The sequence below is a fragment of the Trichocoleus sp. FACHB-90 genome (assembly GCF_014695505.1).
Taxonomy (GTDB): Bacteria; Cyanobacteriota; Cyanobacteriia; order Cyanobacteriales; family FACHB-T130; genus Funiculus; species Funiculus sociatus.
In genome coordinates, this window is the sequence record NZ_JACJOK010000005.1 from 1 (window position 1) to 21,556 (window position 21,556).

At 44.9% G+C, this 21,556-nt stretch carries 23 protein-coding genes, 1 tRNA gene and 1 CRISPR repeat array; of the genes, 7 read left to right on the forward strand and 17 right to left on the reverse strand.

Translation table 11 applies throughout. The annotated features are described in order from the left end of the window. Nucleotides 1–109 precede the first annotated feature (109 nt). A complete protein-coding gene (locus tag H6F74_RS00635) occupies nt 110–334 on the reverse strand; it encodes a hypothetical protein (RefSeq protein ID WP_199300726.1) in 225 nt (74 codons plus the stop codon). Between the two features lie 121 nt (nt 335–455). On the opposite strand from H6F74_RS00635, the gene nuoB reads away from it, so the two are divergent. After that, the gene (gene nuoB / locus H6F74_RS00640) at nt 456–1,193 is read left to right on the forward strand and encodes an NADH-quinone oxidoreductase subunit NuoB (RefSeq protein ID WP_190434753.1); all 738 of its coding nucleotides are present in this window, start codon (nt 456–458) and stop codon (nt 1,191–1,193) included. Nucleotides 1,194–1,316: 123 nt separating this feature from the next. Continuing rightward, nucleotides 1,317–2,657, forward strand: coding sequence for a cytochrome P450 (locus H6F74_RS00645; protein ID WP_190434897.1), 1,341 nt, complete (start codon nt 1,317–1,319; stop codon nt 2,655–2,657). Nucleotides 2,658–2,760: 103 nt separating this feature from the next. Here H6F74_RS00645 and H6F74_RS00650 read toward each other — a convergent pair whose 3' ends face one another. Next, nucleotides 2,761–4,029 carry an RNA-guided endonuclease TnpB family protein gene (locus tag H6F74_RS00650; protein WP_190434756.1) on the reverse strand — a complete coding sequence of 423 codons (1,269 nt, stop codon included), beginning with the start codon at nt 4,027–4,029 and terminating at the stop codon, nt 2,761–2,763. A 163-nt stretch (nt 4,030–4,192) separates the two neighbouring features. On the opposite strand from H6F74_RS00650, the gene H6F74_RS00655 reads away from it, so the two are divergent. Then, a complete protein-coding gene (locus H6F74_RS00655) occupies nt 4,193–4,888 on the forward strand; it encodes a pentapeptide repeat-containing protein (protein WP_190434757.1) in 696 nt (231 codons plus the stop codon). 29 nt (nt 4,889–4,917) lie between these two features. On the opposite strand, the gene H6F74_RS00660 is transcribed toward H6F74_RS00655, so the two are convergent. The 8 genes from H6F74_RS00660 to H6F74_RS00695 all read right to left on the reverse strand — a co-directional run bounded on the left by H6F74_RS00660 (nt 4,918) and on the right by H6F74_RS00695 (nt 11,260). Next, nucleotides 4,918–5,928, reverse strand: coding sequence for a Type 1 glutamine amidotransferase-like domain-containing protein (locus tag H6F74_RS00660; protein ID WP_190434762.1), 1,011 nt, complete (start codon nt 5,926–5,928; stop codon nt 4,918–4,920). 161 nt (nt 5,929–6,089) lie between these two features. After that, nucleotides 6,090–6,866, reverse strand: a complete 777-nt coding sequence (gene map / locus H6F74_RS00665) for a type I methionyl aminopeptidase (protein ID WP_190434764.1) — start codon at nt 6,864–6,866, stop codon at nt 6,090–6,092. A gap of 213 nt (nt 6,867–7,079) precedes the next feature. Next, nucleotides 7,080–8,921, reverse strand: a complete 1,842-nt coding sequence (locus H6F74_RS00670; RefSeq protein ID WP_190434770.1) for an ABC transporter ATP-binding protein — start codon at nt 8,919–8,921, stop codon at nt 7,080–7,082. Between the two features lie 42 nt (nt 8,922–8,963). After that, nucleotides 8,964–9,659 carry a Nif3-like dinuclear metal center hexameric protein gene (locus H6F74_RS00675; RefSeq protein WP_190434772.1) on the reverse strand — a complete coding sequence of 232 codons (696 nt, stop codon included), beginning with the start codon at nt 9,657–9,659 and terminating at the stop codon, nt 8,964–8,966. Between the two features lie 40 nt (nt 9,660–9,699). After that, complete coding sequence (locus H6F74_RS00680) at nt 9,700–10,245, reverse strand: PIN domain-containing protein (RefSeq protein ID WP_190434775.1); 546 nt, start codon at nt 10,243–10,245, stop codon at nt 9,700–9,702. Next, nucleotides 10,238–10,627 (reverse strand): STAS-like domain-containing protein, encoded by a 390-nt coding sequence (locus tag H6F74_RS00685; RefSeq protein ID WP_190434778.1) that lies wholly within the window; start codon nt 10,625–10,627, stop codon nt 10,238–10,240. Before H6F74_RS00685 ends, H6F74_RS00680 begins: the two co-directional genes overlap by 8 nt. Before the next feature lie 79 nt (nt 10,628–10,706). Continuing rightward, complete coding sequence (locus H6F74_RS00690) at nt 10,707–10,931, reverse strand: hypothetical protein (protein ID WP_190434780.1); 225 nt, start codon at nt 10,929–10,931, stop codon at nt 10,707–10,709. Between the two features lie 2 nt (nt 10,932–10,933). Continuing rightward, nucleotides 10,934–11,260 (reverse strand): hypothetical protein, encoded by a 327-nt coding sequence (locus H6F74_RS00695; RefSeq protein ID WP_190434783.1) that lies wholly within the window; start codon nt 11,258–11,260, stop codon nt 10,934–10,936. Nucleotides 11,261–11,373: 113 nt separating this feature from the next. Here H6F74_RS00695 and H6F74_RS00700 point away from each other — a divergent pair, with 113 nt between their 5' ends. Continuing rightward, on the forward strand, nt 11,374–12,165 hold the full coding sequence (locus H6F74_RS00700; RefSeq protein WP_190434787.1) for an SAM-dependent chlorinase/fluorinase: 792 nt from the start codon (nt 11,374–11,376) through the stop codon (nt 12,163–12,165). A 43-nt stretch (nt 12,166–12,208) separates the two neighbouring features. Here the strand turns inward: H6F74_RS00700 and H6F74_RS00705 are convergent, their stop codons facing one another. The 4 genes from H6F74_RS00705 to H6F74_RS00720 all read right to left on the reverse strand — a co-directional run bounded on the left by H6F74_RS00705 (nt 12,209) and on the right by H6F74_RS00720 (nt 14,099). After that, the gene (locus tag H6F74_RS00705) at nt 12,209–12,385 is read right to left on the reverse strand and encodes a hypothetical protein (RefSeq protein ID WP_190434792.1); all 177 of its coding nucleotides are present in this window, start codon (nt 12,383–12,385) and stop codon (nt 12,209–12,211) included. 139 nt (nt 12,386–12,524) lie between these two features. Further along, nucleotides 12,525–12,986 (reverse strand): MgtC/SapB family protein, encoded by a 462-nt coding sequence (locus H6F74_RS00710; protein WP_190434795.1) that lies wholly within the window; start codon nt 12,984–12,986, stop codon nt 12,525–12,527. A gap of 59 nt (nt 12,987–13,045) precedes the next feature. Next, a tRNA-Ser gene (locus H6F74_RS00715) sits at nt 13,046–13,130 on the reverse strand. 42 nt (nt 13,131–13,172) lie between these two features. Beyond that, the gene (locus H6F74_RS00720; RefSeq protein WP_190434798.1) at nt 13,173–14,099 is read right to left on the reverse strand and encodes a TIGR04168 family protein; all 927 of its coding nucleotides are present in this window, start codon (nt 14,097–14,099) and stop codon (nt 13,173–13,175) included. 155 nt (nt 14,100–14,254) lie between these two features. On the opposite strand from H6F74_RS00720, the gene nadA reads away from it, so the two are divergent. From nadA to H6F74_RS29765, 3 genes are all read left to right on the forward strand, one after another. Continuing rightward, nucleotides 14,255–15,229: a quinolinate synthase NadA gene (gene nadA, locus H6F74_RS00725; RefSeq protein ID WP_190434801.1), complete on the forward strand. Its 975-nt coding sequence runs from the start codon at nt 14,255–14,257 to the stop codon at nt 15,227–15,229. Between the two features lie 305 nt (nt 15,230–15,534). Continuing rightward, the gene (locus tag H6F74_RS29760; protein ID WP_190434900.1) at nt 15,535–16,149 is read left to right on the forward strand and encodes a TIGR04282 family arsenosugar biosynthesis glycosyltransferase; all 615 of its coding nucleotides are present in this window, start codon (nt 15,535–15,537) and stop codon (nt 16,147–16,149) included. 37 nt (nt 16,150–16,186) lie between these two features. Then, on the forward strand, nt 16,187–16,876 hold the full coding sequence (locus H6F74_RS29765) for a TIGR04283 family arsenosugar biosynthesis glycosyltransferase (protein WP_190434804.1): 690 nt from the start codon (nt 16,187–16,189) through the stop codon (nt 16,874–16,876). Nucleotides 16,877–16,918: 42 nt separating this feature from the next. After that, nucleotides 16,919–18,234: direct repeats of the CRISPR family, unit length 27 nt; unit sequence GTTTCAATCCCTAATAGGGATTTATGG. 286 nt (nt 18,235–18,520) lie between these two features. Here H6F74_RS29765 and H6F74_RS00740 read toward each other — a convergent pair. From H6F74_RS00740 to H6F74_RS00750, 3 genes are all read right to left on the reverse strand, one after another. Continuing rightward, a complete protein-coding gene (locus H6F74_RS00740) occupies nt 18,521–18,664 on the reverse strand; it encodes a hypothetical protein (RefSeq protein WP_190434807.1) in 144 nt (47 codons plus the stop codon). Then, nucleotides 18,645–20,507 (reverse strand): M61 family metallopeptidase, encoded by a 1,863-nt coding sequence (locus tag H6F74_RS00745; RefSeq protein WP_190434809.1) that lies wholly within the window; start codon nt 20,505–20,507, stop codon nt 18,645–18,647. The genes H6F74_RS00740 and H6F74_RS00745 overlap by 20 nt, the downstream gene beginning before the upstream one ends. A gap of 111 nt (nt 20,508–20,618) precedes the next feature. After that, nucleotides 20,619–21,302 carry a Crp/Fnr family transcriptional regulator gene (locus H6F74_RS00750; protein ID WP_190434812.1) on the reverse strand — a complete coding sequence of 228 codons (684 nt, stop codon included), beginning with the start codon at nt 21,300–21,302 and terminating at the stop codon, nt 20,619–20,621. Nucleotides 21,303–21,556 lie beyond the last annotated feature (254 nt).

The following is a 21,556-nucleotide window of genomic DNA, read 5'->3' on the forward strand; positions in this document are numbered from 1 at the left end:
CAAATGATATCGCTTTTGGTTGCGGGCTTTTTCTTGCCATTTATACACCACGCTCTGTGTTCCCTCTTCTTCTTGAAATATCTTACCCTCTCTAGCAAACTTTGCGGTTCTAGAAAAAAAGAGCCAGTGTTTGCTTATCGACACCTTCATCACGAGCAAGAACCTTCGCCACAGTAAAGGGAGCCAGTTGAGTGCGATCGCTTAATTCTTCAAGAGTATACTTGTCTCCAGCATTTTCCAGAATTTCCGCCTGATGTCTTGCATCTTGCAGCTTCTTCAAGCCTGGGAGAGTAAGGATAACACCGCGCTGGCGTTTTTGCTTATAGCGATCCATACCTCATTAGGGGGTTAGAGACTTAAGTTAGTGCTTAACACCTTTAACTTTACTGGCGAAACCTGATTGATGGTGACATCTTGGAATCAGGTTTCTCAATGTTGAGCTAAAGGAGAAAATTATGAACCCGACAGCAACTATACTTGAGCCGAACGAGCAAAAAACTCAGATAATCAATCCTATTGAGCGTCCTCAGATTACCCAAGAGCTTTCTGAAAACATCATTTTAACCACAGTAGACGATTTGTATAATTGGGCTAGACTGTCCAGTTTGTGGCCTCTGATGTTTGGGACTGCTTGCTGCTTTATTGAGATGGCTGCTTTTTTCGCAGCACGGTTTGACTTCGAGCGTTTTGGCTTCAAACCTTGGCCCAGTCCTCGCCATGCTGATGTTATTATCACTGCTGGCACCATCACAATGAAAATGGCACCCGCCTTGGTGCGCCTCTACGAACAAATGCCAGAACCCAAGTATGTAATTGCGATGGGTGCTTGCACAATCACTGGGGGAATGTTCAGCAGCGACTCACCGACAGCGGTGCGAGGCGTGGACAAGTTAATTCCGGTAGATGTATATTTACCTGGTTGTCCTCCCAGACCAGAGGCAATTATTGATGCCATCATCAAACTGCGTAAGAAAGTAGCGCAAGAATCGATACAGGAGCAAGGTGCATTTTCTCAAAGTCATCGCTACTACAGCATTACTCACAAAATGAAGCCTGCGCCACCGCTTTACTCTGGGGAATATTTAGAGTCATCGTCGCGGAATAATCCGCCCGAAGAATTAGCCAAAATGATAAAAGAGGCATCTTCTGTGATGTTTCCATCACTCCCAGAAAAGAATCAATCAAAAATCTGAATTGGTAGGGAATGGAAGCCACCCCCGTGCGCTGTGTTAAGACGTTGAGGGGCGTGGCGTTTGAGGTTCCTCAGCCCTAAAAAAACATAAGTGTGGTTCGTTTTTATGACAAGCAAAACTGCGATGAAACTACCGGATAGTCCGAGGATGCCAACGTGGATGCAGACCATCCAAGGAATAGCGCGTCCTTTGGAATATTTGGAAGCTGCTGCCAAGGAATACGGCGATGTGTTTACAATGCGATCGCTTGGATTTCCCCCGGCTGTAGTCTTTAGCAACCCCCAGGCAATTCAGGAAATCTTTACCGCTGACCCACATCAGTTTGACTCTGCCGAGGGTAGCAAGATTTTACAGCCTATAGTGGGGAATAACTCATTAATTTTATTAGATGGCGATCGCCACCAACGACAGCGAAAGCTATTAATGCCTCCTTTTCACGGCGAACGAATGAAAGCTTATGGCAAGCTGATCTGTGAAATAGCCGAACAAGTGATGAAAAGCTGGACAATTGGTAACATTCAACCAGTTTATCCAGCCATGCAAGAAATTTCCCTGCGAGTTATCTTGCGGGCAGTTTTTGGCATTGATGAAGGAGCGCGTTTTCAGCAACTCAAGCAACTATTGGTTTCCATGCTGGATGCTTTTAACTCGCCTTTGACTTCTACCGTGATTTTCTTCCCAATTCTTCAACAAGATTTAGGTGACTGGAGTTTTTGGGGACGTTTCCTGCGTCAGCGTCAGCAAATTGACGAACTCCTTTACACCGAAATTCGGGAACGTCGGGAGCAACCAGATTCCAATCGTACAGACATCCTCAGTTTAATGATGTCTGCTAGCGATGAAAACGGGCAACCGATGACAGATGTTGAGTTGCGCGACGAATTAATGACGTTGCTGTTTGCTGGACACGAAACCACAGCATCATCCTTAGCTTGGGCATTTTACTGGATTCACCATCTGCCAGAAGTCCGCGAGAAACTTTTAAAAGAGCTGGAAAGTATCGGTTCCGATCCAGATCCAACGGAAATTGCCCGACTTCCCTATCTTACGGCTATCTGCTCGGAATCGCTGCGAATTTACCCGATTGTGTTGTTTTCCTTCGCTCGCATTGTGAAATCACCAATCGAGATTATGGGTTATAAATTCGATCCGGGTACAGTGCTGACTGCTGGTGTTTATTTAACTCATCATCGGGAAGATATCTACCCAGACTCGAAGAGTTTTAAGCCAGAGCGTTTTCTGGAACGTCAATTTTCCCCCTATGAGTTTATCCCCTTTGGTGGCGGGAGTCGTTGCTGTATTGGTTGGGCGCTTGCTCTGCTGGAGATGAAATTGGTGTTGGCAACTGTATTATCTCGGTATGAAATGGCACTTACCGATAATCGGAAAGTTTTGCCTGTACGTCGCGGTATCACTTTAACACCTGCTAGAGGCGTGCCGATGATGATGGTCGCTCAGCGTTAAATGAGCTGAATATTATTTCCAGGCTCGTGGCATCAGTGTCAACAGACCTTAGCATTCGTTGACGTACTCCCCTGACTAAAGTCTAGGGGATTCTTAAAAGATGTTACGAGGCAGACTCAAGTCGTGCCTCTCCACCTTTCTTCTTGCTTCTTGGACTCTTAACTAGACTGTTGCCAGTCCCCGTCAGACCGTCTCCACAAGCATTTTTTTTAGAGTCCAAGATGCGTCCCACCTCAGACTGTCCTCGATTACGGATAATTTGAGCTGCGGCTACGTCCCTATGAGTTGTGTAGCCACACTCAGGGCATGAATGTACTCTATCACTAAGCTCTTTCTTTCCGGTATGTGTGTCACATTGCGGACAGACTTGCGAAGTGTAATCCTTGTTGACTTTGGCAAAGTATACACCGCGCTTCCAACACACCCATTGCAAGATTTTAAGAAACTGCCCAAAACTAGCGTCTAAAGTATGCTTTGAGAACATACCTTTTGCCCATACCCGAAAATCAATATCTTCAACAAATATCATCCCAGCACCATCACATAGCTTATGGGCTAGTTTAAAGTGCCAGTCTTTCCGAGTATCGCTGATACGTTGATGTAAACGTGCAATCTTCTGGTTAAGTTTATGGCGATTGTTTGACCCTTTTTCTTTATGCTTCAGCCTGCGTTGTAGCAATTTAAGCTGACGATGCAGTACCTGAAAAAAGCAGGGTCTATCTACCAAAAGCCCGTCTGATGTTGCTAGAAATTTGTCAAGTCCCAAGTCTACCCCAACAGGATGACCGTGAGCCATAGTTGCAGGCACATTGACATCACATTCAAGCGTTAGCATGACAAAATACCCAGACGCTTTGCGAACAATCCGAGCTTGCTTAACAACAAACCCTTCGGGGATTTCCCGTGACTTGATATATTCCATCCATCCCAGTTGAGGCAGTTTAATTTGATTGTCTCGCAAGAATTGAGCTTTACCTAGTTGTGGATAGACATAAGACCGTAGTCGATATCTATTCTTAAACCGAGGAAAACCAGCTCCCTTACGTCTCATGTCAACAAACGCTGTCTCTAACTTTCTTAAGACTTGCTGCAACACTTGGGCATTAACTGTCTTAAGTTCTGGAAACTCAAGCTTGGCTTTAGTTAAAGCGTTCGCTTGCTCGTAGTAGTTGGGATAAATCGCATCAGCCGGAACAATGTACTCAGAAGTTATTGAGCAAGCATTAATTTGACACTTACGAGAATTTATCCAATCTTTGCGCTCACGTAAAGCAAAGTTCCAAATTTGGCGACACACATTTAACGTGTGTTCAATGATTTGAACCTGCCCTGGCGTTGGGATTGCTTTGTACTCGTAAGTTAGGCTTAACACTGTTTTGAACCTCCTACAAAATCATACATCATCTTGTAGGAAGGCTTCCGATAAAATAGAAACTAGGGAAATGTCGGACTTTAGTCCTACGAGTCGGATTTCATCTCCTCCTTAAAAGCCAGAGGTTCTCATCCTCCCGCATTACTTTGATAGGATGGTTTAGATGAGCGATCTAAACCGATGCTACAAAGTGCTGGGAATTGAGCCTGGAGCGTCACCGGAAGAGGTGAACCAGGCTTATAAGGATTTAGCGTTTATTTGGCATCCCGATCGGATTCCTGAAGATAATCCTCGGTTGCGGCTAAAGGCTGAAGAAAAACTCAAAGAGATTAATCACGCACGGGATGAATTGCGGTCAATTCAACGAAATACTTCTAAAAAAACGGCTCAATCGCAGCGATCGCAATCTCGTACACAGCCACATAATACCGCAGCCAATTCTCGCTCCCGCCCGAACGAACCGCCTAAATCCCAATATCAAACCAATTCGGCGCGTTCCGATCTCAGTGGAGGCGATTTTCGTGGTGCTAACTTCAAAGAAAAAGACTTGTCAGGCAGAAACTTTAGTTATGCTAATTTGAGCCAAGCTAACCTGAGTGATGCCTTTTTGCATAAGATCAATCTCCAGGGAGCCTCTCTCTACAGAGCGAATCTTTTTAGAGCCAATTTGCTGCAAGCAAACTTGAGGGATGCCGATTTACGGGAGACTAACTTAATTGGCGCTGATTTGAGTGGTGCTGATTTGAGTGGTGCTGATTTGACTGATGCAAAGGTTGGGATGAATGACCGCCTGCTGGTTAAGCTGGTTGGAGCCAAGTTGACTGGCGCAATCTTGCCAGATGGGACAATCCATGACTAGCTTTAAGATATGACTTGGGAACGAGATTATTAGTACGGATCTGAGCTTAGTCGCCCTTTGTTAACGCTTCTGAGATAGTAGCCAGATGTAGGGCGATTTTTGAGGTTGAATGTATCGCCGCTTTTAACTTTCCAAATCTTGTAGTTAGAGAAGGTCAGGGGGGTTTGCGGTTCGCAGACCTCTGGCATATGGTCAGCGAGGACAAAGTATGCTGCACCTCCGATCACCCGCGCCATTCCGTTTTTATCTACAACAACCGATGTATCTTCGTCTACCGCTATTCCCAAGGCGCTGTCAGATATCCCGTCTCTAATTTGACGCGCAATAAAGGTCATGGTTCGACCCATGCGATCGCGTTTGCTAAAGTGCGTGTCTACAAGGGTTGCTTTCATATTCGCCCACTTAAAGAAGTCGTAGGTGAAACTGATGTCTTCATAGGGGTCTTCTAAAGCTTCCCTGGTTTCCACAGTATCCGAGCAGGCGTTGTAAACAAAATCACTTTGGATCATCGAACCCGCACTGGTGCCACCAATTGCGCCGCCTCTGGCATTTACTGATTTTACCGCCGCCTCAACCGCTGTATTTTTGAAGTTCCGGGTGTATTCGCACTGGTCGCCACCAGCAAAAAATATCACCTCGGCGTTTTTGATAGGATTGACAACATTCGCTTTTTGTGCATCGTCCCGACTGGTGATGACAAGAGTTTCCACGGAGTCAACGCCGTTCATGGATGCGATCGCATCGTTGTATCCATCATCGCCGGAGGATCTGATAACTACGACATCAACTTTGGTGGCGCAGTTTGTACAACCCCTTACCTGATTAATCATCCACTGAATCGCCTCATCTACATCGGGGCCACCGCCGCCAAAGTTATAGGCTGGGCCAGCTAAGGTAGGATTAACATCGGCGGAGTTACCCTTCAGATAGCGCGTAACTTTGGCTTCGGCGGGTAAGGTTAGAACTGTGATTATTATCATCAACAACAGTGCCACCGTGCTGATTTTCAGGGCTGAAGCGAGTCGGGATGAATTTACCATAGGTTGCTGACTGAAATTGTCGGAGTGGGGTTTTCCCGCCCCTACTGGTAACGAGAATTATATTACCGGGCGAATGGCACTAACCGGAAAGCTTGCGTTTGTCCGGGATATGTGCATACGCCGATAATAATTTTGCGATCGCTTGCGTCAAACCGCCAACCCTAGAGAATCTCTTCTTCCCGTAGAGTCAGGATTTCGACGCCTTCCTCAGTCACAACTACTGTATGCTCAAACTGGGCGGAAAGCTTTCGATCCTTGGTGACAGCAGTCCAGCCATCTTTGAGAACTTCCACCTCCCAAGTCCCTTCATTAATCATGGGTTCGATAGTGAAGACCATACCTAATCTCAGACGCTTACCTGTATTGCGTTTACCATAGTGGGGAATCTCAGGTGCAGTATGAAAAACGCGGTGTACGCCGTGTCCCGCAAAATCCCGTACTACGGAAAAGCCCTCTTTCTCAGCATATTCTTGAATAGCTGCACCAATGTCGCCAATCCGCGCCCCTGGCTTAACTTCGGCAATTCCTCGGAAAAGACACTCTTTCGTTACTTCAACTAGCTTTTTTGTTGTAGGTGAGGGTGAACCGACAAAGAATGTCTTGGATGTATCTCCGTAATAACTATTAAGAATTGGTGTCACGTCAATGTTAATAATGTCACCTTCTTTAAGAATTTGTTTGGCGCTTGGGATGCCGTGACATACTACTTCATTGATGCTGGTGCAGATAGATTTGGGAAATCCTTTGTAGCCTAGTGGGGCGCTTATTGCTCCATGTTCTTTTGTCCAGCGTTCGGCTTCGTCGTTGATTTGTAATGTGCTTACTCCTGGTTTAACCATCGGTTCTAGGTGGGACAGGAGGGCGGCTGCTAAGCGTCCAGAGGCACGCATTTTTTCTACTTCTCTGCTAGATAAAATCTCAATCATTTCGGTTTTCATTGTTATTGCCTTTTAAGTTGTAGTTGATGGTTTTGGGTTGAGTTTAAGAGATGAACCGCGTTAGCGTTAGCGCTTTAGGCGAACAGGGCGCGAACGAAGAGGAAGAAGGAAGAAAGAAAAAAGAAGTAATTTGTAGGTTGGTCGTACCGTGTGAAAACTCAACAAGTCACGCTTGTTTCCACCGATGTTGAGTTTCGTTTTGTGTTGAGATATCTACTGGTATCCTGCGGCTTGCAGTTTAAAAAGGGTAGCGTAGCGTCCCTGAAGCTGCAACAACTCTTGGTGAGTTCCTTCTTCCAGTACAACGCCTCCTTCTAAAACTACAATTGTGTCAGCCATGCGTACAGTTGAAAAGCGGTGGGAGATCAGAAGAACCATCTGATGCTGGGTAAGCTTCTGAAAACGTTCAAAAATCTTGACTTCAGCTTCCGCATCCATCGCTGCTGTTGGTTCGTCTAACACCAAAATATCCGCCGCAGTTCGCATAAATGCACGGGAAAGAGCAATTTTCTGCCACTGTCCGCCAGAGAGTTCTACTCCTCCCCGAAACCATTTCCCTAACTGAGTTTGATAGCCTTGGGCCATTTTCTCAATGAAAGGTTCAGCCATGCCTTTTTCGGAGGCAATTTTCCAGCGTTTTTCGTCTTCTATGTGGTCTACATCGCCAACGCCGACATTTTCCCCAACTTTGAACTGATAGCGCACAAAGTCTTGAAAAATTACGCCGATGCGATCGCGCAATACTTCACTATCCCATTCTTGTAAGTCTAAGCCATCGAGTAAAATGCGTCCTGAGTCTGGTGTATACAGTCGGGTTAAAAGCTTAATCAGGGTAGTCTTTCCCGAACCATTTTCGCCGACAATTGCTAGTTTTTCTCCCGGTTTCAGGTGTAGGGAAATTCCATTTAAGGCGGGTTGCGAACTTCCGGGGTAGGTGAAGTAGACGTTCTGGAAACGTACCCCATCACCGGGAATTAACCCCTCAGTTGCTGTACCCCAAGATTTCGGGATTTCTTCTTCTAGAAATTCGTAGAGGTTGGAGAGATACAGGTTGTCTTCGTACATTCCGCCGATGGAACCCAAAGCGGCGGAAAAGGTAGACTGTCCTTGGCGAAATACCATTAAGTACATGGTCATGTCGCCGAGGGAGATGCGACTAGCGATCGCTTCAAGTACAATCCAAGCGTAGGCGAGATAAAAGGCGCAGGTACTCAATAACCCCAACAAGTAACCCCAAAATCCTCGCCGTAAAGTCAGGTTGCGGTCTTCGTCGTAAAGTCGATGGAAGATGTCACGGTAGCGTTGTAGTAAAAGATCCCCTAATTGGTAAAGTTTCACCTCTTTGGCGTAGTCTTCTCGCGCAATCAGGGTTTCTAGGTAGTGTTGGGCGCGAGTTTCGGGGGATCGCCAGCGGAATAGGCGAAAAGCTTCCCCAGAGAAGCGAGATTCGGCGATGAAGGCGGGTAATGCTGCTGCTGCAAGTATCACCACAGCCCAAGCGGAGAAATTCAGCAACAAGCCGCCGTAAGTCACCAGGGAGAGGGCATTTTGAATTAAGCTGAATGTGCGGCTTACTAAGGAGAGGGGACGGCTTGATGCTTCCATCCGCGCCCGCATCAATTTGTCGTAAAATTCGGAATCCTCAAAATAGCGAAGTTCTAGCGTTAGCGCTTTTTGCAAAATTAGAACATTCACCTTTTGTCCCAACAGGACTCGCAGCAAAGATTGACAAACAGTTAAACCCCGCTGACTACCTGCGAGTAATATGACTGCGATCGCTTCGAGTCCCACGTAACCCAAAGCTTGAAGGCGTTCGCTTTGCAACCCGGTTTGAGAAGCTAAGACTACTGCATCGACAATTAATTTCCCTACATAGGCGACGGCTGCTGGCAGCAAACCTGCCACTATAGTAAGGATGGCAAAGATGATTGTCAGAATGCGGCTAGTAGTCCAAACTAAGCTGAGGGCGCGATCGCTGTATCGGAAAACTGCCAGAGATTGACGTAGACGTTGCCAAATACTCTGGAGAAAGTTAAATTTCTGGTGACGACTCATATCTTTGTTATAAATCGTCTTTAGGGGTGTTGTGTTGCACCTTCAGGGAGGTAAGACAACCTGAAGTTTCGAGTAGCGATCGCGCAACACTCCAGATAAGGCCCGTAACCCCCACTCTTCGCAGCGACGATGACCAACTGCAACAACGCTGATTCCAGTTTCTTTTACAGCAGCTTCAGCAGGTTGTCTCAACTGCCCTGTAATATATAAATTGACATTACGCAACGCCGCCTCGCGTACCAGCGCATCTGTCATCGCGCCAACTACAGCAACCCGCTTCACCTCACCGCTAACTCCCACCAGCACTTTGTCGCGTCCACCGAAGATTTCGTTTAGACAACTACAGTAACTCACCATACTCTGTGTGGGAATTTCCCCCAGCATCCCAATCGGTCGCCCTTCTTTCTCGCCCAACACTTCTAATGCAGACATTTCCAACACATCTGCAAGACGATTATTAAACCCTAGTGTCAGGCGTTCATCAAAAGCTAGATGATACGCCACTACGCCCATATCTGGCGCTAACCCCGGTTCCAGTTTCCAGGGACGATGTAGAAATAAAGCATCTATTTGTCTAGATTTTGCCCATTCTACCAATCCATCCCAAGGTTCCAGCGCTAATCCAAAACGATGAATTGGGCGTGTTGAATAGTGGTAAATTCCGCCTTGGTCATCACCGAAACGATGGACGGCAAAGAATTGATTTAAAAATATGGCAATATCATTTAGAGTGAGCATAATTCTACTTATAAAAAGATGCGATCGCTCATTGACACGTTCAGTTTAGCAACCTTTCATTAGCCGTAATAATCGTTAAATTATTTCCCCTAAAATCATAATCGTGCGTTACCAGTTTTAAATCCTTTGTCCTACACAACTCAGCCAACATCTTATCGTTAAAATCAGTTTCGCCTGCGGCGTAGTCCCTCATGATTGATCGTAAATTAACCAATTCAACAACGTCTTCCGTTAATTCAGACTTTTCCAATATTCTCAAAGAGTATTTAGCAATCTCTTCAGCAACAGGTTTAAAAGCATCGCTATTCCGAAAAGTTTTAAATTCTTTCGGTTTTGTTGCTGCTGGCAAGTTGTTATAAACGAATCGAGAGAAAGCATTAATAAATTCAGAAAGCACCAGAACGTCAAGCAATATGCGACCTTTGGCACCGCGAATTCGTCTAAACGCTAAGGCATATTTGTTTTTAATTCTAGGATATACCTCACCCTGGGGACTATAAAGGTACATCCAGATATTGGCATCAAACAGCACAGCATCAGTTGAGCTAAATGTGTAAGAGTCGATGTTGTAGACTTGTTTACTCATCCTCATCACCCAAGAATTCCTGTGCAGCTTCTTTGAATCGCTGCGGGTCTTTTAAATACTCTTTCTTCCAGTAGATGACATCCTCAATAAAGTCTCTGTCTTCTGGAGAAATATCGACGATACTGAGTGATGCTTGGATATGATCGTCAGGAAAATGTTCGTATAATTGGCCAATGGCATCGCTGAAGAAAGGCCAAGTAAAGTCTTCACCATTCTTGAAGTCAAGAATCACCTTTTTACCTTCTTTAAAAGCTGCTGCAATCTGCTGGTAAACTTTTTGTCCATCCTCAGAAGTTATACATAAAGTATCTCCGATAACTTCAGTTACAACAATCTTGACAGCATTCTCAGATTGGGGATGAGAAGAAGTTAAGGAATTCATAGTAAAAAAGGCGACATTTACGCTTTTAGGGGAATCAATTTAATTTGAGGTAGGCAACGCATCTTCTAAACTTGGCTAATCATGGCTCATTAGAACCTGAAGTGTGATGAGTATGAGAAGTTTGCTGTAATTTTTGCGCTTCTTGCAATTCTAGTCTCGCCAGCGATGTAGCCGCATCCGCTAGCTGTAAAGCTAAATTTGCCCGACAAATTGGGTCTTTTTCTTTCCAGAGATCCTTCGCCAGAAAATTCACCCGATAGCGAAACATTTTAATTGAGCAGGGCGGAATAACTTTAATTTTCATATCTATAATCTCTTTTCTACAGCAGCTTGAATGCGAAGGAATACCCATTCTGGCTCTAGGTACACAAATGTTAGCAATATCACTTCATCTTCACTAATAATTTTTACATCGTAGGTTGTTTGTTGAGGTTCAACCAGTTCATGTTTCACAACTACGGTATATTCCCCAACCGGAAGGTCATCAAAACCCGCATCCGCATAAATCAAGTCAAAAGTCTCCTCTGCAAGCGGCTGTCCGTCTTGCCGAAGTAAACTTACAAATGCAATGCCATCAATGGAAGTCAGGGCATTGTTATCCTGATTCCGAATCATCACGAAAATATCGGACATCTAACCATTGCCTTTCGCTTCTAGTGTCACGAGTTTATCTCAAAATAAAAGCGATCGCTTTTTGATTCGGTGAGCAGTAATATTGCTGTAGCAAACTTCTATTCAGAGGCGCTATGTTCATTAGCCTGATTGCAGACTACGGAAACGGTGATCCAGCATTTGCTGAGGTTACACAACGTCTTTTGATGGCTTTACCAGCATCCCAGATTTACTGCCTCTCGGTGCCTCCCTTCAGTACCCTGGCGACTGGCTTTTGGGTGGCGCAACTCGGACTAAACCCTGGTTCCGCAGATCGACTAATATATCACAATTGCGCTCCTCGCCAAGATGACCCGGAGGCCCGGAAAAACAACGAAGGCGAGGGATTGACTTATGCTCTGCTACCAAACGGTGTGAAAGTGGTGGGTGTATTTGCTGGCTACACTCTCTCTTTTATCAAAGACCATGCTGAAGTTTTACATACAGTCAAGGTTGCGCGGGGAGGATCGCAGTTTCGATCGCGAGATGTATTTCCCAGTGCTGCTGCTGCGATCGCTTCGGGAGATACTAGCCTTTTGGGAGAAGTCTTGCAACCAGACCAAATACCTGATGCACCAAGCGATCGCATCGCCTGGAGTGACGGTTACGGTAACATCAAAACCACTATCCCCGCCCATAGCGTCGATTTGAAACCAGAACAAAAGGTGGTGATTCGAGTCGGAGATGTGGTAAGCGATGCCGTTTACTCGGACGGCAGTTTCAAAGTCCCGGAAGGAACTCTGGCATTTTCGCCGGGAAGTTCCGGTTGGAATTCAGCTAAAGACAATCAACCGATCCGCTGGATGGAGTTATTTCTGCGCGGCGGGAGTGCTTGGGAACGTTTCGGCAGACCCCGCGTAAATCAGTTAGTAACTCGCCTGAGTTAATATTAAAAATTAAAAATGCAAAATTAATAAGGATTTTGCATTTTTAATTTTTTGAAGGCTGTTTGGGATTTCCTGCCGCTGCCTGCACCACATTCCAAAATGCTGAAACAAATGCCGATGCTAAAAGTACAAGCATCAAAGTACCGAGAGCTGCAAAGGGAGAGAAAATAGTTAATATTAACAATGCAAAAACTATAATTGACACCACTGCTCTATTCATAAGTCTCATTTCCAGTTCCAGGCTACTCATACAGCATATCAAGGCGATTCCCTAAACCGCGCCTTCCCCTTTGCTGAATTTAATATCATCACTTTGAGAGATGAAATGCCGATTTACAAACTCCAAATGTAGGGAAAATTTAGTTATGAGGCTCTATTTTTTTAAAGACTCTCAGCACCAAAAAACACAACAAAGCCCCAATTAAGCTCATCTGCCACAACCCACAACCTGCGGCAATTCCCAACGCGGCAGAAACCCAAATAGCAGCAGCAGAAGTAAGTCCGTGAATTTTAATCTTTTTCCTCGATTCCTGCTGCGATTCCCGTAAAATTTCCCCAGCACCTAAAAACCCAATACCCGCTGTAATTCCTTGGATTACCCTACTTAGAGCATCAGAGTTGAGTTCATTTTCATCTACCAAAAGAGGTATTAATGTCAAAAGTGCTGCACCAAAACTCACCAGCATATGAGTTCTTAAGCCAGCTGGTTTGTTCTTTAGTTCGCGTTCTATGCCGATAATCGCTCCAACGAGCATAGCAAAGCATAGCCTGAAGCTGATGCCTAACCAATCATCGGGGGAAAGTAAGTAAGTTTGTGACAATTTTGTACTGGAAGAAGGAATTACTTCAACCAGTTTAAGTTACAAGGTGTTTTGGGTAACGGAGAGGGAGGGATTCGAACTCTCGGAACCTTTCGGTTCACTCGATTTCAAGTCGAGCGCATTAGACCACTCTGCCACCTCTCCAGGTTCATTTTTTTATCATATCAAGATTGGTGGATCTTTTGACTACTGGCTGAGGATTGATTGTACTGACTCTTGGGGACGGTAAAGAATTTGCTCGGATGCGATGTTGAAGTCACCGCCAAGCCAAACGAGGGAGACTTGGGAGACGACACCGTTTTGCAGGGAAACGAGGGAAAAGTTACGCAGGCGATCGCTTGGTGTCTGAATAATCCGGGGTACACTCGCCGCATTTAAGTAAACTGTGCCTTCTGCGCCGATATAGATAGGGTTTCGCAGCTCTTTAGTATGACGCAGTTGGTGGTGCATATGACCGAAGGTAACTAGGGCAATAGTTTTACCCTGGTTGCGAGTTTTAGCGATCGCATCCGCAAAATCCGGATCGCCATAGTCGCCGCCGATGGGATACCAATCTTTCCCGCAAGGATCTTCTGCGCGATCGCCTAACCCGATCGGGCCATTGTGTCCCATAAAAATGATAGTTTCATAAGCGGCGCTATTTGCTGCCGCGACGATGCGCTCGGTGGATTCTGCAAAATTCGTTACTTTGTAACGCTCTTGATAGAATTCCGCATTTTTCCAAACCAAGCCACCCCAGCTAAAAGGACGACTCCCGACCACGCTTAAATTCAGTTTTGGAAAGTCGAGCTTACCATAGCCTACATGGGCTTCTCCCAGTAAATCCAATTGTTCCTGCACTCGGTCTTCTTTTTCACGGTCGTAGGGACACCGCTTTCTACCCCAATCTGAGGCACTATACCAAGCGTCATGGTTGCCCATAATTGCTGCTTTGGGGAGATTGAGAGATGCGATCGCCTCTACCACATCTACCGATTCATTACCAAAATCCCCCACAAACAGCGCTAAATCAACACCTAGATGCTTGAGGGCTAGTTCGTCCTCAGCTTCCCATTGGTCGTGAACATCTCCCACAACAGCGATTTTGATGGATTTCTCTTGATGACTCGTCATGCCTACCCCCTTGCCTATCTTCCAGAATAGCAATCTGAGGAACGAGAGAAATTTCTTATATAAAAAACCTAATCCCCCACAGCAGCTTTTGGTAAAAACAACTATAATTACTGATTACACCCCTAGCAACTTGGTACTCAAGGCATCTTTTAACTGTGTTTACCAATACACTTCCCCAGCGCACTATTACCCAGACCGACGCACTACCTTACGATTTGTTTGAGGCAATAAAAGCCTTGAAAGAGAAGCTTAACGCCGTTATTATTGCCCACTACTATCAAGACCCTGATATTCAGGATGTAGCAGATTATATCGGGGATTCCTTAGAACTTTCTCGCAGAGCAGCCAGCACCGATGCTGATGTCATCGTCTTTGCAGGGGTTCACTTTATGGCGGAAACTGCCAAAATTCTCAATCCAGATAAACTGGTATTGCTGCCAGACTTGGACGCGGGTTGCTCTTTGGCAGATAGTTGTCCGCCGGATGCCTTTGCCAAATTTAAAGCTGCTCATCCCGGACATTTGGTGGTTTCTTATATTAACTGCTCCGCTGAAATTAAGGCGATGAGCGATATTATTTGCACAAGTTCCAACGCGGTTAAAATTGTCAACCAAATCCCAGAAAATCAACCGATAATTTTTGCTCCCGACCGGAATTTAGGGCGATATGTTATGGAGCAAACTGGGCGAAACTTGGTGCTGTGGCAAGGTAGTTGTATTGTCCATGAAACCTTCTCTGAAAAGAAGATTATCCAGCTAAAAATTCAACATCCAAATGCTGAGGTAATTGCTCACCCTGAGTGCGAACCTCCAGTTTTGCGCCACGCCAATTATATTGGCTCTACTTCAGCTTTGCTGAATTATTCTCAAGCAAGTGATAGTTCGGAATTTATTGTCGCTACTGAGCCGGGAATTATCCACCAAATGCAGAAGCGGGAGCCGAATAAAAAGTTTATTCCAGCACCGCCGATGAATAATTGTGCTTGCAATGAGTGTCCTTTTATGCGGTTAAATACGCTGGAGAAACTTTATTTGGCGATGAAAAATCGAACGCCAGAGGTGACTTTACCGGAGGAAATGCGAGTTGCAGCGTTGCGTCCAATGCAGCGGATGTTGGAAATGAGTATTTAATTGAACCTTTTTATTAGCCCCTTTTTCAGGAGATTCTCAAAGTATTTCTCTGGCATTTGGGCTTTAAGGTGTCACTTTTTCTTAGCTCCCCTTTTTAAGGGGGGTTTGGGGGATCAAAGCCCGTTTTTGCAAAAATACCTGGCGATTGGAAATCGCGGCTACACAAACCAAGTCCGCCTCCGCGGACTCAATTCAGCCTGCCTTCGCAGGCTTTGTTTGTGGAGCATCGATTCCAGCCTGTCAGCGATTGGCAAATACGGGATGCTCCCCGAAACCCAATCTACGCTTTAGCTAAAATCGGAAAAATGAGTAAAGAGTGTTTAATTGTTTTTACTCGCTATCCAGAACCGGGAAAAGCGAAGACTCGACTAATTCCGGCTTTGGGAAGCCAAGGTGCGGCAAATCTTCATCGTCGGTTGGCTGAATATACTCTTTCGCAGGTTAGGGAACTCCAGGGGGAACGTCCTACGAGTGTGGAAGTTTATTTTTCTGGCGGTAATCAACAGCTGATGCAAGACTGGTTAGGGGCTGATTTTGTCTATAAGCCTCAAGTTGATGGAGATTTAGGATTGCGGATAATGTCGGCGTTTGATGGTGCTTTCGGTAGCGGGATAGAGGGTGCTTTGATTATTGGCACTGATTGCCCCGATTTGAGTGCGAAAATTATGTCAGAAGCGTTTGATGAGCTAATTCTGCACGATTTGGTTTTGGGGCCAGCGTTGGATGGAGGATATTATTTAATAGGTTTGCGTCGGGTTTTTCCCCAATTGTTTGCGGAAATTCCTTGGGGAACTTCTGAGGTGTTGGCAAAAACTGTAGCGATCGCGTCCTCTATGAATTTGAGTATAGCTTATCTTCCACCGCTGGCTGATATTGACCGTCCAGAGGATTTGGCAAAACTTAAGAATTTTGAATTGTAGAGATGCGATATATCGCGTCTAGAGTTAGGAGTTATGAGTGACAGAAGCACCCAGGATTTCGGTTATTATTCCAGTTTTAAATGAGGCTTCCCGAATTAGATTAAATTTAGCCAGTTTTGAAAAGGCGACAAATGTGGAAGTGATTGTGGTGGATGGGGGAAGTCAGGATGAAACTGTCGCTATAGCTAAATCTTTGGGTATGCAAGTTCTGTCTGCTGCTGCTGGTCGCGATCGCCAAATGAATGCGGGTGCTAAAGTTGCTACGGGGGATATTCTGCTATTTCTTCATGCGGATACTCGTTTACCTGTTGGTTTCGATGCTATGGTTCGCCAAGCATTAGCCCAAAGAGGTACAATTGCTGGTGCGTTTGAGTTGAAGATTGATGCACGGATGCGATCGCTTCGTCTGGTAGAAAAGATGGTAAATTGGCGATCGCGCTTTTTGCATCTACCCTACGGCGATCAAGCAATCTTTTTGAAAGCATCGGTTTTTCACGAGATTGGGGGTTTTCCCCATCTCCCAATTATGGAAGATTTTGAATTTATCCTTCGCCTGAGACGTTTGGGAAATATTACTCTTGTCCCCGCTTCCGTGTTGACTTCTGCACGTCGTTGGCAAAAACTTGGGGTGTTAAAAACTACCTTGATTAATCAGATTGTAATTATTGGCTATTTCCTGGGATTTTCCCCCTCTCAACTTGCAAAATTTTATCGCACTAGGAAGTGAGTAAAGAAGTTTTCAGAGTTTGTGGTAAGTATACCTGTGATTTTTAATATCCCTAATAGGGATTTATGGAGAATTTCAACCTGCGAGATATTACTAATAATTCAAGACAAGGATGGTTTCAATCCCTAATAGGGATTTATGGGAATTTCAACGACACAAATAGACCAGACAAGCTCCTCACCTGCGAGTTTCAATCCCTAATAGGGATTTATGGGAATTTTAACTTTGAAGATTGCTAATATATTAAATTCAATTAGTGTTTCAATCCCTAATAGGGATTTATGGAAATTTCAACTCAGTATCTTGATCGCCGAGGTGTTGAAGAGCTGTTTCAATCCCTAATAGGGATTTATGGAAATTTCAACCTGTTGCCAGAGACGGATAAAATAATCGTCATCGCGGTTTCAATCCCTAATAGGGATTTATGGCAATTTCAACCCCTGCTTGTTTCTTTCCTTGTCCAGTCATTCTTGTTTCAATCCCTAATAGGGATTTATGGCAATTTCAACCTCCCGATCTTCGGGGCGATCGCCTACATAAATGTTTCAATCCCTAATAGGGATTTATGGAAATTTCAACCCACCGCATAACCATACTATGATAGATCCAGATGGTTTCAATCCCTAATAGGGATTTATGGCAATTTCAACCGTCATCTGTAAGTGTGGTGATGTCGCGCTCGATGTTTCAATCCCTAATAGGGATTTATGGCAATTTCAACGATCACGGTGGAACTGTTCGCGGATTTCTTGGATGTTTCAATCCCTAATAGGGATTTATGGCAATTTCAACGTCACCCGACGAGTCACCAGTAGAAGTAGCTAGTGTTTCAATCCCTAATAGGGATTTATGGGAATTTCAACAACTCGAACAAATGAAACTATAATAATACTCAGAGTTTCAATCCCTAATAGGGATTTATGGGAATTTCAACGCAGAATTTTGCAGTTTCCACGAAGCATCCACCCTGTTTCAATCCCTAATAGGGATTTATGGGAATTTCAACTTGACAAAACGGGTAGCTCAAGATTTCATGCTGGGTTTCAATCCCTAATAGGGATTTATGGGAATTTCAACCAACATTTACACCCATAGAGCGGAAATCTTGAGCGTTTCAATCCCTAATAGGGATTTATGGGAATTTCAACCCAGTACCTCTTCCAACTCAAGGAGCTTGCGACGTTTCAATCCCTAATAGGGATTTATGGGAATTTCAACGCAAGTTTTAGAAGTCTACCCGCCAAGTCGGTTGTTTCAATCCCTAATAGGGATTTATGGGAATTTCAACCCCATAGGTTCTGTCTGTGGTCATATCGTCGTAGTTTCAATCCCTAATAGGGATTTATGGGAATTTCAACAAAGGGGACTGAAAGCCTTGATATATTTAGTTTTCGAGGTTCGTTTGCGTCAAACTATAAACAAAGTACCGTTTCAGGCATCGAGTTGTCAAGGGGTGACTTTTAGAAATTGGGTCAAACGCTCTGCTGATAAGAGTTTCAGGCTATGCACCTCAAATCGAGGTTAATAGCCTTCAAACCCAGACGAGATAAACGTTTCAGCCACAAAAATCGACCCCTCTGGGAAAACACCTACAGGTTGACGCTACTAACAAAAAACACTGTAGTATAAATTGACATTTTGCCGTCAATGTGCAGAACCTTGAAGCGATCGCATTGGAAATAAAAGCGCCAACCAAATTACCTTTACCAAACGCGATCGCACATTATCATCTTCTGCAAAACTTGAAACGATCGCGCATTTTAACGCCTCAACCCAGCCAACCAGCAAAGTTTTGTTTCTGGGTATCGTCTGGAGACTCCACTGGGACAATTTTATAGGAAGTCGGACGAGGCTCTGCCAAAGTCACCAGACTTGTGCGGAGTTCATCTTGATGGAAAACTGTAACTTGGATAGTATTACCAGGATTGTAATCTTTCAGGCGATCGCTCAAATTTTGCGCCGTCACCCGAAAACCGTCTATCGCCAGCAACTCATCTCCCGCATCAATTCCAGCTAACTGCGCCGGAGAACCCGCCTCCACAAATTTGAGCATTTCCCGCCCGTTTTCTGCCTTCGCCGTCACCCCCAGGTAAGCAACTGGTTCCTCCTTTTCCCCAACCAAGCGCAAGCCAAAAGGTGACAAATACTCATCAAAAGGTAACTCTTCGGTTCCGTCAACGTATCGAGCAAAAAACTCCTTCAAATCTGTTCCAGCGACCGATTCAATTACTTGCTGCAACTCTTCTGGAGTAAAACCGACTTCATCTTGCCCAAATTGCTGCCACATTTGTCGCATCACATCATCAAGCGATCGCTTATTTTCATGACGCGCTCGAATCAGCAAATCCAGCAAAAATGATACCATTTCCCCCTTCAAATAGTAGGAAATCTGAGAATTTCCACTATTTGCATCCGGGCGATAAAGCTTAATCCAAGCATCAAAACTCGACTCGCTTGCGGGTTGAACTCGTCTCCCCGGTGTCGTTTGTAATCGGGTAATCTCCTTACCCAACTCATTCAGGAAAGACTTAATATCGTAGATCCCAGCCCGAAACGGAATCACCAAGTCGTAATAACTCGTCGTCCCCTCACTAAACCACAGAGAAGGCGTGTAATTTTCCCCCGTATAATCGAACACCTCCAGCGCTTTCGGACGGATGCGCTTAACGTTCCACAGGTGAAAGAACTCATGCGCCACCAGCTGCATGAAGCGATTGTATTTGTCCAGTTCGCGAAACCCGAAACGGTGGTAATTCAAGGTGCAAGAGTTCTTGTGTTCCAAGCCACCCGCCCCCGTAGAAGCTAGATGCAGCAGAAACACATATCTGTCATAAGGTAAACCCCCATACAGTTGAGCTTCTACCTCAATAATTTTCTGTATATCCGGGATCATTCGCTCTGCTTCGGCGTTACCCTTTCCCCAGATAGCTAATTCATGGGGTTTTCCCATTACCTCAAAGTGATGCAACTGATGAGTCCCAATCTCGAAGGGACTATCTACCAGCGTGTCAAAATCAGGAGCCAGGAAGGTATTTCGATTGTCGATTATCGATTTTGGATAATCAGATTCCTGGTTAGATTCGACACTTTCCGATTCCTGACGAACATCCCCCACAAAATCTAAAATCGGCAATTCCAAATCAGATGCAACTTGTAAGGGCGTTGTGATGTGCCACTCTGGGCGTGGCGGCACAATTGTAATTAGAATTGGTTGTTGCTCAAATTCTGGTATATAAAATAACAAAGCTGCGCTGTTAAAATACCCGTGAGTTGCGTCCAGATGATTTGTCCGCACTGTTAGCTCGTTAGCAAACACACGGTAACTTACTGTAACTTCTGACACCCCATTTGTGTCTACTTGCCAGTGATTCTTACTTATTTTGCGCCACGTCAGAGGTTGATCGCCGGAAGAAGCAGAAAAATTTTGCAGATGCTTAGAATACTCGCGCACCAGATAGGAACCAGGAGTCCAAACAGGCATTTTTAAATCCAGAACCTGTAGCTGCCAGTCCCGTAGAGTTAAAGATACCTCAAATAGATGGGATTCGGGTTCGCGTATTGCCACCTGGTAATGAATTTTTGGTGCTGTCTGAGGTAGATAGCGATCGCGAACAGCTGTTGCTTGTGTCATTTTTAATTTTATAGGGAACTATTAACTAATGTAGCGATTAGCCAGTTGTCCGTCGGTGTGGGAAGGTGGAAACATTCCAATCCCACCTTCCCACTCTTCCCTGACTACTAGCTACATTCGTCCCGCCAGATGGGTTAGCTGCTTAAGGTTAGTCAAATGTAGCGTCTGACGTGCCGGATTGATCTTAATCCAGCCTTTACTATCCAGTTTCCCCATAATTTTTGTCGTGTCCTCGACGCTGATATCTGTGACATTAGCCAAATCTTTAAAGGGGATATTAAAGATTTCCGTTCCCGTCTCGGTGGATTCGCCGTAGTTTTCTCCCAAACCCACTAGAGTATTGGCTAATTTCACAGCTGGCGGCTGATGGCGCATTTGAAATCGTAAATTAGTTTGGCGCAGACGCTTCACCATCAGTTGCAACATTCGGTGATGCAATTGCGGATCTTTGAAAAGAGTTTGAATAAATCGCTGGGCGGAGACACTGAGCAATTCTACTGATGAGAGGGCAATTACATCGGTGGAACGGGGAGATTCATCGAGAATTGCCATTTCACCAAAAAAATCGCCTCTGCCCAATATCGCCAAGGTAACGACATCTTCCCCAGAGAGACGACGTACTTTTACCCAACCTGACACTAAAAAGTAAACTGCATTGCCCCAAGCGTCTTCCATCAAAACAGCTCTATCTGATGGGTATTCGTGATCGACTGCAACAGACAAAAGCCATTCTAATGTCTCTGGAGCGGCAGTGTTAAATAAGGGGAAAAGCTCAGAAAAAGCTTTGGTCTGCATGAAAGGAAGTGTAAGGTGTGAAATTTTAATTTAACTTCTGAAAATACTATTATGTAGGATGGGCTATTAATCGTTTCATTGTTAAGCTTAGATAATACCCTACCGCAATAGGTACGCTCTTTGATATAGGCTTTTGTAGTCGCCGTACAGCCTGCCTTTCATGCTTATAGCAGCGATGGGCTAAACGCGCGATCGCATCCGCCTTTGTTTGAGCTTTCGTCTTTCATGCTTCCTTGAGCCTTGAGGAAAAAGCT